We start from the raw sequence: 12,236 nt of genomic DNA, 5'->3' as shown, positions 1-12,236 counted from the left end.
TCGGCGAGGAGGGCCTTCACGGTGGGCACGGCGCTGCCCAGGTCGGTGAGGACGGCGACTCCGGCGCCGCGGTCGACGGACGCGGCAGCGGCGGCGATCAGTTCGGAACTGGTGCCGAGCCCGCCGCCCTCGGTGCCGCCGGCCGGAGCGAGCGGCACGGCCGCGCCCGAGCCGGACAACCCGCGCGCCAACTCGGCCACGGCGGCGGCGACTTGAGCGCTGTGCGACACCAGCACGATCCCGACGATCTTCTGGTCGCTAGGGCCACGCACGTCACTCACCGGACGCCTCCGCGGCTTCCTGGAGCGCGGCGATCAGCAGTGCGGACGAGGTGGCGCCCGGGTCCTGGTGCCCGATGCTCCGCTCCCCGAGATAGCTCGCCCGGCCCTTGCGGGCCTGCAGCGGTGTGGTCGCCACGGCGCCCTCCTCGGCGGCGGCCCGGGCCGCGGCGAAGCCCTCCGACAGGGCGTCGACCGCCGGGACCAGTGCGTCGATCATGGTCTTGTCACCGGGCGCGGCACCGCCGAGGGTCATGACCGCGTCGACTCCGGTGCGCAGCGCGCCGGCGAACTCCTCCTCACTCACCTCGGCGGCATCCCCGAGCGCCTTGCCGGTACGGCGCAGCAGCGTGCCGTAGAGCGGCCCCGACGCGCCGCCGACCGTCGAGATGAGCGTGCGGCCGGCGAGCGTGAGGACGGCGCCGGGGGTGGCCGGCGCCTCCTTCTCCAGGGTGGCCGTCACGGCGGTGAACCCGCGCTTCAGGTTCGCGCCGTGGTCGGCGTCGCCGATGGGTGAGTCGAGGTCGGTGAGCCGTTCCGCCTGGCGTGCGACGGAGGCGGCGGTCGCCGTCATCCAACGGCGGAAGAAGTCGGCGTCGAGCACTGGATCTCCTTGCGTGATGGGTGAGTTGGCCGGCTGCGCTGCCGTGTCACATGCCCCAGCGCAGTCCCGGCGTCTTCACCGGCGCGTCCCACAGCCGCAGCAGCTCCTCGTCGATCTGGCACAGGGTGACCGAGGCGCCCGCCATGTCGAGGGACGTGACGTAGTTGCCGACCAGTGTGCGGGCGACGGCGACCCCGCGCTCGGCGAGCACCCGGTGCACCTCGGCGTTGAAGCCGTACAGCTCCAGGAGCGGGGTCGCGCCCATGCCGTTGACCAGGACCAGGACCGGATTGCGCGGCGACATGTCCTCCAGGATCGCGTGCACGGCGAAGTCCGCGATCTCGCCGGAGGTCATCATCGCCCGCCGCTCCCGGCCCGGCTCACCGTGGATGCCGACGCCCAACTCCAGTTCGCCCGGCGGCAGATCGAAGGTGGGGCTGCCCTTGGCGGGGGTGGTGCAGGCGCTGAGCGCGACGCCGAAGCTGCGCGAGTTCTCGTTGACCTGCCGGGCGATCGCCGTCACCCGGTCCAGCGGCTGCCCCTCGGCCGCGGCGGCACCGGCGATCTTCTCGACGAACAGGGTGGCGCCCGTGCCGCGCCGTCCCGCGGTGTAGAGGCTGTCGGTGACGGCCACATCGTCATTGACCAGCACCTTGGCGGTCTGGATGCCCTCGTCCTCGGCCAGCTCCGCCGCCATGTCGAAGTTGAGGACGTCCCCGGTGTAGTTCTTCACGATGAACAGCACGCCGGCCCCACTGTCCACGGCCGCCGCGGCGCGCACCATCTGGTCCGGCACCGGCGATGTGAACACCTCACCGGGACAGGCCGCCGACAGCATCCCCGGACCCACGAACCCACCGTGCAACGGCTCGTGCCCCGATCCGCCACCGGAAATCAGCGCGACCTGCCCGGCCACGGGAGCGTCCCGCCGTACGATCACCCGGTTCTCGATGTCCACGGTCAACTCGGGATGGGCGGCAGCCATACCCCGCAGCGCGTCCGTGACCACGGTCTCCGCGACGTTGATCAACATCTTCATCGGTACCTCCTATGACACTAGCTGCTGGGCCTCTGACCTGCCTCTTTGCTGGCCGGAGTGGGTTTGGCCGGTTGTCGGTCCTGGCGGTTCTCGGCGGTCGGTAGCGGGCTCTGTCGGTGCTGATGCTGACTCAATGCTGACTTTGGTGACGGGTCGTCAGGCATCTGGGGCTGGTCGGCTGAGGGGCTGCGCGAACGCCCCTATGGAAAGTATCGACCTTGAAGCAGTGAAGGTCACGGGCTCGGACGCTCGTGGACGTGCCGGCCAAGCTCTTGGCCTGAGCGGCGGAGCTGGTCCGATCTTGGGCGGGGCCAGGGCCATCTGACCGCACTGCGTGGTCACTTGCGCCACGGGCCTGCTGTGGCGGTCTCGGCCCGGCGGTCGACAGCATCACAGCGACGGCCGGGCGCACCCCGATCTCGATCTGGTGGCCGGAATCGCCACCGACCGCTGAAGGTGCGGGCCTGGCGACCGTCACAACTGAGCCTGAGCCGTCACTTCCGCCGCGCGCCCGGCCACCTGGACTAAGCTGCGACATGTCAATCGTCGTTGACCTATGGAGGGGGCGATCACAGGTGCCCGCAGACCTGGCGTTCGACGCACTCGCCGACCCCGTACGCCGCCAGATCCTGGGCGTGCTGGCCGAACGCGAGGAGTGCACCGTGGGCGAGCTGGCCGAGCAGATCAGCAGCATCGGTCGTACCGGAGTCTCCAGCCATCTGCGTGTGCTGCGTTCCGCCGGTCTCGTGACCGAGCGCAAGGAAGGCCGGTTCCGGCACTACTCGATCGACCCGGCAGGCCCCGCACGCGACGTCATCGCGACGCTGCAAGCGCTGTTCCAGGGCGCGCTCGCCGACGCCGGCCGGGCCGCGGCGGCGGAGGAGACGCCGACCGGCTCCGACGTCCGGGACAGCCGGTCCGCCTGATGAGGTGACGTGATGGCCGCACTTCTGCTGCCCGCCGAGCAATGGACCGACGCATCGCCGCTCGCGACGTTCGGCCTGTTCGGCGCGGGCGCAGGGGCGGGCTGGGTGTTCGACGTCGAGTGCGACCGGGTCGCGGTGGGCGCGGTGGTGCGGATGGGTGCTCCGCTCGGTGGCCCGGTCGCCGACGGGGTGGAGATCATCGGCCGGATCACCGAGGTACGGCCACCGTCGCCCGTACGCGGGTACCCAGGACAGGGCGGCCGTATCGAGATCGTGCACGACCAGCCCTGGCGGGGCCGGATCAAGTTGCGTTTCGACGCCGAGCGTGGCGGGACCAGGGTCCGGCTGTTCGCCGAACTCGACGAGGCCGGGCTGGAGTGGCTGATGCGCCGCCGTGGTCTGCCGGCCGGTCGGGCGTCCTCGCCGAATCCGAATCCGCGGCTCGGTCTGCTGAACAGCAAGTCAGGCCTGGGCAGCCTGTTCGGGGCCGCGACGGACCACATGGCCATGCTCGCCGTCGAGGAGATCAACGCGGAGGGCGGGGTGCGGGGCCGACCGGTGGAGCTGGTGGTCGGGGACGACGCCACGGACCCCGCGGTCGGTGTCGCCGAGGCCCGGCGGCTGGTCCGGGCCGGCTGCCGGACGATCCTGGTCGCCACGACCTCGGCCACCTTCTTCGCGGTCTCGCGGGCGCTCGCCGGGACCGACGTACTTCTCGTGCAGCCCCACATGAACGAGGGCGGTGGCGCCGGCCCGCTGTGCGTTCAGCTCGGTGAGCGGCACGTCGACCAGCTGGTCGCGGCGGCGGGACCGCTCATGCGGGCGGTCGGCGGGAAACGCTGGTTCCTGGCCGGCAACGACTACTGCTGGCCGCGCAGCACACACGCGGCTGCCCGGCGGATCCTGCCGCGGTCGGGCGGGCGGGTGGTGGGGGAGCGGTACGCCGCACTGGGCGCGCGCGACTTCGCGCCGCTCATCGACTCGGTGAAGGCTTCGGGCGCGGACATCGTGCTGTCCACGTTCGTGGGCGCGGACGCCGCGGCGTTCGAGCGGCAGTGCTACGCGATGGGCCTGCGCGAGCAGTGCGTCACGCTCGCGCCTGCCATGGACGAGTCCACCCTCGAACACGTCGGAGCCGACGCGGCGCCCGGCCTCTACGCGGTCTCCGGCTACGTCGAGCAACTGGCGTCGGCCGACAACGCCGTACTGCTCCACCGCTACCGGGAGGCGTTCGGCCGCTGGGCCCCGCCGCTGTCGACCCTCAGCGAATCGGTCTTCGAGGCGGCGCACATCTGGTGGTCCGCCGCGCGCCGGGTCGGCGCGGACGAACCGAGGCTGATCGCCGAGGCGATGCGTCCCGGCAGGTTCGAACTGCCGCGCGGCACCGTCACGTTGGACGACAGCGGCCGGGTCGCTCAGGACCTCTTCGTCGCCGAGGCGACCGGCACCGGGCTGCGACCGGTCTCGCTGTAACCCCGCAGGCCCGGTTAACCGAGAAGTTACGTCAATAAGTGTTGACCTATTGGCGCAATGTTCTAGGTTGATGCCTGTCCAGCTGAAAAGGAGTCGTCCCTTGTCCTCACTCCCCGCGCCCGATGCCGCTCGCCTCGCGGCGATCGACAAGCACTTCCACTTCGGCCTGTCAGCCGGGGAACTCGAAGAGTTCGCGCCCGCGGTGGCGGGCACCCTCGCCGCCTCGGAGGCGGTCGAGCGGCTCTACGAGCGCACGGCCCCCGCCGTCCCCGACCGTCCCTGGACATCGCCCGCTCCGGACGAGAACCGGCTGGGCGCCTGGTATGTGAAGACCTCGGTCAGCGAGTCCACCGAGGGCCCGCTGGCCGGCCGTACGGTCGCGGTGAAGGACAACATCGCGGTCGCGGGCGTGCCGATGATGAACGGTTCGCGCACGGTCGAGGGCTTCGTCCCGCGCCAGGACGCCGTCGTCGTACGGCGGTTGCTCGACGCCGGTGCGACGATCGCGGGCAAGTCGGTGTGCGAGGACCTGTGTTTCTCGGGAGCCAGTTTCACCTCGCACCCGGGGCCCGTGCGCAATCCGTGGGACGAGAGCCGGAACACGGGCGGTTCGTCCAGCGGCAGTGGCGCACTCGTGGCGACCGGGGAGGTCGACCTCGCCCTCGGCGGCGACCAGGGCGGCTCGATCCGCCTGCCGGCCGCCTTCTGCGGCATCGTGGGACACAAGCCCACCCACGGACTGGTGCCCTACACCGGCGCCTTCCCCATCGAGCGGACCATCGACCACGTAGGCCCGATGACCCGCACCGTCACCGACACCGCCGCCATGCTGGGCGTCCTGGCCGGCGTGGACGGCTTCGACCCGCGTCAGCCCGACACGATCGCCCCGGTGGACTACCTGGCGGCCCTGGCCGAACCGGCCTCCGGCCTGCGCGTCGGAGTCGTCACGGAGGGCTTCGGTACGCCGGTGTCGGATCCCGGCGTCGACGACGCCGTCCACGCCGCGATCGACGTGCTGGGCTCGGCCGGACTCACCGTGGAGAAGGTGTCGATCCCCTGGCATCTGGACGCCCTGCACGTGTGGAACGTGATCGCGACCGAGGGCGCCGCGTATCAGATGCTCGACGGCAACGCCTACGGCATGAACACCGAGGACTTCTACGACCCGGAGCTGATCGCCCACTACGCGCAGGGGCGCGTCGACCGCGGCGCCACGCTGTCCAGGACCGTCAAGCTCGTTGGCCTGTCCGGCCGTTACACCTTCGAGGCCGGGGGCGGGAAGTACTACGGCATGGCCCGCCGCCTCCTCCCGGAAGTCCGCGCGGCCTACGACGCGGCACTGGACCGGTACGACGTGCTGGTCATGCCCACCGTGCCTTACACGGCCAAGGAGATCCCGCCCGCCGATGTCTCCCTGGCCGACTACCTGCACACCGCGTTGTCGATGGTCGGCAACACCGCGCCCTTCGACGTGACCGGCCATCCGTCGTGCAGCGTGCCGACCGGCCTGGTCGGCGGCCTTCCGGCCGGCCTGATGATCACCGGCAGGCGCTTCGACGACGCCACCGTGCTGCGCGTCGCGCACACCTATGAGCAGGCGGTCGGTGGATTTCCGACGCCTCCTGCCACCGGGATCGGTTCATGAAACCCCGGACCTGTCCGCCTGGTGATCACAACCAGGCGGACAGGTCCGGCACTGGCGCCGATCCGAGCGTCGTCGCGCCATGCGGGCGGCCGGCCAGGTAGGCCGCGATCTCGCTGAGAGGTCCCATGACCGTGACCGCCGCACCGTCTTCGTCGGGTGCGCCGGGCAGATACCAGCGAACGGGCATGTCGGTCGGCCGGAGGACGACCTCAGGCCCTGGAGCGCCCCCGCGTTTGGTCACGATGTCGTCGCACAGCGCGGCGAGGAAGTCGGCGGGCAGGGCGGTGAAGTCGATTCCGCTGCCGAGGTCGACCGCGTGCACCCACACCTCGCGCGAGCGCAGCCACGGGATCTCGGTGGCCGCGACGGTACGGCCCTGCGCGGTGAGTACGCGCGACGCCCACCGGTTCTCGTCCAGTACGTCCATCGCCTTCTCCAAGGCATCGGAGGAGAGGCGGAGCCATTCCGTGAGGCGGGTGCCGGGCTGTCGGGCGCCTTCCCTGATGCCGGTCGCGCGTTCCTCGGGGGAGGCGTACATCGGGGTCGGCGTGCCGGTCGCGGCCCAGTGGACCAGGTTGGCCAGGGCGTCCGCGTTGGCGGCGACGTGTGCCACCACGTGTTTGCGGGACCAGCCAGGGAGGAGCGAGGGCGCGTCGTAGGCCGCCTCGTCGAGTCGGGTCGTGGCGTGGACGAGGAGTTCGGTGCCTTCCCGAATCCAGCGGCGCGTGTCCGCGAGGGACCGGTTCATCGGGCTTTGCCTTCCTGGACGACCCGGTTGTCGAGCCGGCCGATCCCCGCGACCTCCGCCACCACACTCTCGCCGCCCAGCAGGAAGCGCGGGGGCTTGCGGGCGTGGCCGACCCCGCCGGGAGTGCCGGTGGCGATGATGTCACCGGGGTTGAGCCGCACGATCGTGGAGACGTACTCGACGAGGGCGACGGGGTCGAAGAGCAGATCGCCGGTGGAGTCGGACTGCATGACCTCGCCGTCCACCTCCAGGCGCACGTCGAGCACCGGGCGTACACCGCCGGGCAGTTCGTCCGGCGTCACCAGGTAGGGGCCGACGGGCGTCGAGGAGTCCCACATCTTGCCCTGCAGCCATTCGCGGGTGCGGAACTGCCAGTCGCGGCAGGTGATGTCGTTGAGCGCGGTGAAGCCCGCGATCGCCTCCACGGCCGTGGCCGGTGTGGCCCGGCGCACGGGTTTGCCGATGACGACCGCGAGTTCCACCTCCCAGTCGAACTGGGAGGTCTCCTCCGGTCGTGCGATGTCGTCGCCCGCTCCGATCAGGCTGTCCCCGAACTTAGCGAAGAGCGTGGGGTGTTCGGGCAGATCGCGTGACCCGGGACGCGGTGCTGGCACAGCTTCAGGGGACGCCGTGCGGTGTCTCCTCGGAGGTGACCGGGCTGACCGAGGTGCCCCGCGCGGTGACGCTGGCGACCGCCACGGCCCGCGTGCTCCCACCGGATGCCGGCGAACCGCAACGCCTGGAGGACAGCTGGCTCGACGTCCTGGTCCACCGGGCCGGGGACCTCGGCCGGGATCTGGCGGCCGACGTGTTCGGCGGCCTGCACGCGGGAGCTCCTCCGGCGGAGGTGGACCGGCTCCTGGAGACCGTGCAGACGCACCTGTCGGGCAGCGGATCCGTCGCCGACACGGCCGCCGCCCTGTACTGCCACCGCAACACCATCCAGCAACGCCTCAACCGCTTCGCCGAACTCACCGGCCGCGACCCCAGACGCCCCGAGGACGCGGCCCTGGTGGTCCTGGCCCTCAGCGCGAATCGGCTGCCGCTGATGTGACGCGGGGCCGGGTGGTCACGCCGTCGTAAGAGTTGATTTCCCTGATGGAAGGGGGTGCCGAATCAACTCCCGGGTGCGCAGGCTGGGTCGCTCAAGTGCTGAGCGAGCACCCGGAACCTGGAGATCAGAGTCATGCGCAACCCAGATGTCACGGAGCCCCCCACACGGGGAACGCATCCGCATACCGCCGCCGCACCGACCCGCGGCCCCGGACGTTCCCGTCGCGTGAAGCACACGATCGCGTCCACCGTGACCGCCGCCGTGCTGGCGTTGATCGCCACCCTCTTCGGCCCCCTGGCCACCGCCCAGGCCCAGACCTACCCCTGCCCGGGCGGTCCCTCCTCGGGCGCGTCCTCCTCCGGGTCGAACTGCCCCACCCTGCACAACCGGGACATCGTCGCTGAGGCCGCCATGCCGGCCACCCTGTACCGCGGCGACTCCCGCGCCCCGATCGCCGACAACAACCAGGGCATCTTCAACACCGGCTTCTGGTCTCGGGGCACCAACTCGGACATCGTGTCCCACGTCCAGGGTGACCGCTCCCTGAACAGCGAGTACATCTCGACCTCGGGCACGCTGGGCGTCACCGAGGACTTCGCGCGGAGCCAGGGCGTGAACAACCTGGCCAACATCGCCCTGAACAGCCAGTGCTCCACGGGACGGCTCGTCGCCTACGCGATCCTTCCGGGGATCGGCCCGTTCCTCATGGAACGCTGCCTCCGCGGCACGATCACCGCGCGCACATTCGTCTACACGATCGACCCGGCGTACGCGCGGAACGCGCTGTACGTCCCCGACCAGATCCGCAGCAACACGGACCTCTACAACCACTACCGCACCCAGAACGAGTGGGCGTACGTCCGGCACATCCCCAACTGGGCGATCACCGGCGCCCGTATCTACACGATGACCGCCCGCTACAACCGCGGCCTCCTCGTGCCGTCCACGATCACGTTCCAGTACGACCAGTTCGTGGCCAACCCGCACCACGCCCAGACCCGCATCACGTACGACCCGGCCACCGACCGCAGCGCCGACTGGAACTACGACACGAACCTGGACTCGCCCACCGCGAACGGCTACTCCCGGGGGTGCAGCTCGATCACCATGTGCAGGAACGGCAGCTGATCCACGGCAATCGTCCGGTGGGGTGGTTCACGGTCACCCGTGAACCACCCTTACCGCATGGGCTAGTTCAGGGGGCCGGGACGTCTCGTTCCACGACTGCCTGCTCGCCGATGAGCGGTCGCAGTGTCCGGTGGGCGATGCGCAGGCCCTGCTTCACCTTGTCCTCGGTGCCGGACCAGACAGGGTCCTCGTGTTCCACGGAGACGGTGCCGGTGTAGCCGAGTTCGTGGAAGCGGTCGACGACCCGGCGCCAGTCCACCTCGCCCAGACCGGGCACCCGGTAGCGCCACCAGCCCATCTCCCAGGGGTTGTCGCCCTTGTGCACGGTCCCGAAGAAGCCGAACCGGTCGCGCTTGGCGGGGAAGAGCTCGACGTCCTTGGCCTGGGTGTGGATGATCCGGTCGATGTACGGCTCGATCGTCGTGAGGGGGTCGACGCCGATCCAAGTGAGGTGTGAGGGGTCCCAGTTGAGGTAGAAGCCGAGCCCGAACATCCACTCCCACAGCTCGGGGGAGTAGGCGAGGTTGCCCGGACAGCCGTCGGGGTGCCAGCCCTCCATCACACAGTTCTCGATCACGATCTTGACGCCGCGATCCGCCGCGTAGGCGACCAGTTCGGGGAGGATCTTCTCGCCCTCGCGCAGGTTCTCCACGACGGAGAGCCCCGGATCGCGTCCGATGAAGGTGCCGACCGACTCCACGCCCAGCCGTGCCGCCACGTCGATCACATGCCGGAGATGGGTTCTGATCGCCTCACGGGTCGCGGGGTCGGGGTGCAGGTTGTTCTCGTAGTAGGCCAGGGAGCTGATCTCCAGGCCGGTGCGGCGCAGCAGTTCGCGGGTCGCGTCCTCGTCGGCCTGCGAGAAGGTCGTCACCGGGAGATGGGAGGCCTCGAAGTCGCGGCCACCGGTGTTCGGCCACACCGCGACTTCGAGGGTCTGGTAGCCCTCGGCCGCGGCCCAGTCGGCGATCTCGTCAAGAGACAGGGAGGGGAGGCAGGCGGTCAGGAATCCGAGCTTCATGGCGCGGGTCCTTCGGTGAGAGGGGTGGGGAGGGCGGCCGGGGCGAGGAGTCACATGCGCCGGTCAGCCCGGGAGAGGAGTCGCACGCGTCGGGCGGTCGAGGTTTGTGGTTCGCGCGGGCCGGCTGGTCGGGGACAGCGGTCCACGCGCGCCGACCGGCCGAGGGCCGTGGTCCACGCGCACCGGCCGGTCGGGGATCGTGGTCCACGCGCGCTGATCAGCCGGGGATCCTGGTTCATGCGGGCCGCCTATCCAGGAACCGACGTCCACGCACGCCGGTCTGCCGAAGCCAGGACCGCGTCCACCAGGTGCGCGGACCGTACACCGTCGAGCACGGTGGGCAGGCCCTCCGGTGCCTCGCCGCGCAGGGCCGCGTAGGTGTCCTTGACGAAGTTCTCGAAGCACTCCAGATAGCCCTGCGCGTGCCCGGCGGGTACGAGCGAGAGCCGGGCCGCCTCAGGGGCGTTGGACGTCGGATCGCGGACGAGGGTCTCGCTTCGGTCTCCGTAGCCGAGCCACAGGGACTCGGGCAGTTCCTGGTCGAAGACGGCGCTGGCGTCCGCGCCGTCCAGTTCGAACCACAGCCGGTTCTTCCGGCCGGCCGAGACCTGGGAGACGGTCGCGGACATCAGGACCCCGTCCGTCGTCCGCCCGAGCACCCCGACCGCGTCCTCCGTGGTGACCGGGACGCGCACCGAGCCGGCGAGCGGCGCACCGGAGAACGTGGGACCCCCGGAGTCGAGTCGTTCGGCGACCGTCGTGGCGGTCTCGGCCAGCACCTCGGAGATCCGGACCCCGGCCACCCACTCCACGAGGTCGAACCAGTGCGAGCCGATGTCGGCGAAGGCCCTCGACGGACCGCCGGCGACCGGGTCCACCCGCCAACTGGTGCTCTCCGGAGGGAGCAACCAGTCCTGCAGATACGAACCGTGCAGCAGCTGCCAGCTGCCGAAGTCGCCGGCCGCGACCCGGGCCCGCAGCTCGCGGACCATGGGGTGGTAGCGGTAGACGAACGGCACGGTGGCGATCAGGCCCGAGGCTGCGGCGGTGTCGGCGAGCAACCGGGCGTCGGCCGCCGAAGTGGCGATCGGCTTCTCGCAGATGACGTGCTTGCCGGCGAGCAGCGCGTCGCGCGCCTGGGCGACGTGGAGGTGGTTGGGCGTGCAGATGTGGATCACGTCGATGCGGTCGTCGTTCAGGACGGCGTCGACGTCCGGATAGCCGACGTCGAGTTGCCAGTCGTGTGCGACCGCCCGGCTCCGCTCGGGTGAGGAGGCCAGGACGCCGACCACGTCGGCACCGGCCGCGCGGGCGCTGCGGACGTGGACTCCCGCGATCATGCCCGCGCCGAGGACGGCGACCCGTGGGCGCGGGATGCGGGGGTGTCGTACGGGAGTTTCGGTGGCGCGTGTGGTGTGCCCAGTCGGGGCAGCCATGCAAGATCCTTTCGGCATGTGCCGTACGGGAGCTCGCTGTTCCGGTCTCATCCAGGGCCAACAGTAAGAGGCACACTTCTGTCAGGAAAGCCCTTTGAATATTGTCGTTTCTGGAATATTAATCGTCCGTTGGTGTCGTCGGCCTTTCCCAGGGGAGCGAACGTGGCAGCACGACTGGGCGCACCGGGCAGCGGCTCGCGCCGTCATCCCGACGCGGTGCGCAGCCAGATAGCCCGGCTGATCGCGGCGGGCGAGGCGTCCCACCGCCTCGACCTGTCCAGGCTCACCGGGCTCTCACGGTCCTCGATCCACACGCACGTGCAGGATCTGGTGGACGCGGGTCTGTTGCACGGGGAGGACGCCGGCGGCGGGGGGAGGGGACGGCCGGCACTGCGGCTCAGCCTCGCGGGGGACGCGGGTGTCGTGCTCATCGCCGACCTCACCACCTTCTCGACGCGCTGCCTGGTGACCGACCTGACCCAGCGGGTGCTCGCCGACACGACCGTCCCCTGGCCGCTCGCCGAAGGCCCGGAGCGCACCGTGAACCTTCTGGTGGACCAGTTCACCGACCTGCTCGAACAGGCGAAGGTCCCGGGGGACCGGCCCCGTGTCCTGGTCGTCGGACTGCCGGGTCCGGTGGACGTGGCACGCGGTATGGCCGTCCGTCCGCCGATCATGCCGGGCTGGGACGGCTTCCCGGTGGCCGAGCGGCTCGGGGGCGAGCTCGGCTGCCCCGTCCTGGTGGACAACGACGTCAACCTCATGGCGCTCGGCGAGGCGCGGACGGTGCCGCCCGAGCAGTTGCCCGTGCTGTTCGTGACCGTCGGCGCCGGCATCGGCGCCGGGTTCGTGCGCGCCGACGGGACGCTGCACCAGATCGGAAG

General features: G+C 70.7%; 12 protein-coding genes and 1 pseudogene. 6 read left to right on the top strand and 7 right to left on the bottom strand.

Going from position 1 to position 12,236, the window contains the following annotated elements:
• The 3 genes and pseudogenes from R6V09_RS32310 to dhaK form a co-directional block, all read right to left on the bottom strand.
• A pseudogene (locus R6V09_RS32310) lies at positions 1-272 on the bottom strand (PTS fructose transporter subunit IIA); the annotation flags it as partial.
• A 1-nt stretch (position 273) separates the two neighbouring features.
• Entirely contained in the window at positions 274-882 is a 609-nt protein-coding gene (gene dhaL, locus R6V09_RS32305; protein ID WP_317885005.1) for a dihydroxyacetone kinase subunit DhaL, read from the bottom strand.
• Positions 883-928: 46 nt separating this feature from the next.
• Entirely contained in the window at positions 929-1,921 is a 993-nt protein-coding gene (gene dhaK / locus R6V09_RS32300; RefSeq protein ID WP_317885004.1) for a dihydroxyacetone kinase subunit DhaK, read from the bottom strand.
• 575 nt (positions 1,922-2,496) lie between these two features.
• Here dhaK and R6V09_RS32295 point away from each other — a divergent pair.
• The 3 genes from R6V09_RS32295 (at position 2,497) to R6V09_RS32285 (ending at position 5,965) form a co-directional block, all read left to right on the top strand.
• On the top strand, positions 2,497-2,847 hold the full coding sequence (locus R6V09_RS32295; RefSeq protein ID WP_317885003.1) for an ArsR/SmtB family transcription factor: 351 nt from the start codon (positions 2,497-2,499) through the stop codon (positions 2,845-2,847).
• Between the two features lie 12 nt (positions 2,848-2,859).
• Positions 2,860-4,320, top strand: coding sequence for a substrate-binding protein (locus R6V09_RS32290; protein ID WP_317885002.1), 1,461 nt, complete (start codon positions 2,860-2,862; stop codon positions 4,318-4,320).
• 100 nt (positions 4,321-4,420) lie between these two features.
• Entirely contained in the window at positions 4,421-5,965 is a 1,545-nt protein-coding gene (locus R6V09_RS32285; RefSeq protein ID WP_317885001.1) for an amidase, read from the top strand.
• Positions 5,966-5,990: 25 nt separating this feature from the next.
• Here the strand turns inward: R6V09_RS32285 and R6V09_RS32280 are convergent, their stop codons facing one another.
• Both R6V09_RS32280 and R6V09_RS32275 read right to left on the bottom strand, forming a co-directional pair.
• Complete coding sequence (locus tag R6V09_RS32280) at positions 5,991-6,713, bottom strand: maleylpyruvate isomerase family mycothiol-dependent enzyme (RefSeq protein WP_317885000.1); 723 nt, start codon at positions 6,711-6,713, stop codon at positions 5,991-5,993.
• Positions 6,710-7,429: a fumarylacetoacetate hydrolase family protein gene (locus tag R6V09_RS32275; RefSeq protein ID WP_442810197.1), complete on the bottom strand. Its 720-nt coding sequence runs from the start codon at positions 7,427-7,429 to the stop codon at positions 6,710-6,712. Before R6V09_RS32275 ends, R6V09_RS32280 begins: the two co-directional genes overlap by 4 nt.
• Here R6V09_RS32275 and R6V09_RS32270 point away from each other — a divergent pair.
• Together R6V09_RS32270 and R6V09_RS32265 are read left to right on the top strand one after the other, a co-directional pair.
• Complete coding sequence (locus R6V09_RS32270) at positions 7,318-7,767, top strand: PucR family transcriptional regulator (protein ID WP_442810196.1); 450 nt, start codon at positions 7,318-7,320, stop codon at positions 7,765-7,767. The two genes, R6V09_RS32275 and R6V09_RS32270, sit on opposite strands and share 112 nt — an antisense overlap.
• Positions 7,768-7,992: 225 nt before the next feature.
• Positions 7,993-8,895 carry a hypothetical protein gene (locus tag R6V09_RS32265; RefSeq protein WP_317884998.1) on the top strand — a complete coding sequence of 301 codons (903 nt, stop codon included), beginning with the start codon at positions 7,993-7,995 and terminating at the stop codon, positions 8,893-8,895.
• A gap of 67 nt (positions 8,896-8,962) precedes the next feature.
• On the opposite strand, the gene R6V09_RS32260 is transcribed toward R6V09_RS32265, so the two are convergent.
• Both R6V09_RS32260 and R6V09_RS32255 read right to left on the bottom strand, forming a co-directional pair.
• Positions 8,963-9,916: a sugar phosphate isomerase/epimerase family protein gene (locus R6V09_RS32260; RefSeq protein WP_317884997.1), complete on the bottom strand. Its 954-nt coding sequence runs from the start codon at positions 9,914-9,916 to the stop codon at positions 8,963-8,965.
• A 248-nt stretch (positions 9,917-10,164) separates the two neighbouring features.
• Positions 10,165-11,352, bottom strand: coding sequence for a Gfo/Idh/MocA family protein (locus R6V09_RS32255; protein ID WP_317884996.1), 1,188 nt, complete (start codon positions 11,350-11,352; stop codon positions 10,165-10,167).
• Positions 11,353-11,514: 162 nt separating this feature from the next.
• Between R6V09_RS32255 and R6V09_RS32250 the strand changes: the two genes are divergently transcribed.
• On the top strand, positions 11,515-12,236 hold a 722-nt coding region (locus R6V09_RS32250), incomplete at its 3' end, for an ROK family transcriptional regulator (protein WP_317884995.1).

Source organism: Streptomyces sp. W16 (genome assembly GCF_033194735.1).
Taxonomy (GTDB): domain Bacteria; phylum Actinomycetota; class Actinomycetes; order Streptomycetales; family Streptomycetaceae; genus Streptomyces.
Note: the sequence above shows the minus strand (reverse complement) of the source record. Positions and strands in the feature narration are given on the sequence as shown.

What these genes read in the sequence shown, in the direction of transcription:
- R6V09_RS32255 (WP_317884996.1), bottom strand. Translation starts at nt 11,352, where the DNA reads ATGGCTGCCCCGACTGGGCACACCACACGCGCCACCGAAACTCCCGTA.
- R6V09_RS32290 (WP_317885002.1), top strand. Translation starts at nt 2,860, where the DNA reads ATGGCCGCACTTCTGCTGCCCGCCGAGCAATGGACCGACGCATCGCCG.
- dhaK (WP_317885004.1), bottom strand. Translation starts at nt 1,921, where the DNA reads ATGAAGATGTTGATCAACGTCGCGGAGACCGTGGTCACGGACGCGCTG.
- R6V09_RS32280 (WP_317885000.1), bottom strand. Translation starts at nt 6,713, where the DNA reads ATGAACCGGTCCCTCGCGGACACGCGCCGCTGGATTCGGGAAGGCACC.
- R6V09_RS32260 (WP_317884997.1), bottom strand. Translation starts at nt 9,916, where the DNA reads ATGAAGCTCGGATTCCTGACCGCCTGCCTCCCCTCCCTGTCTCTTGAC.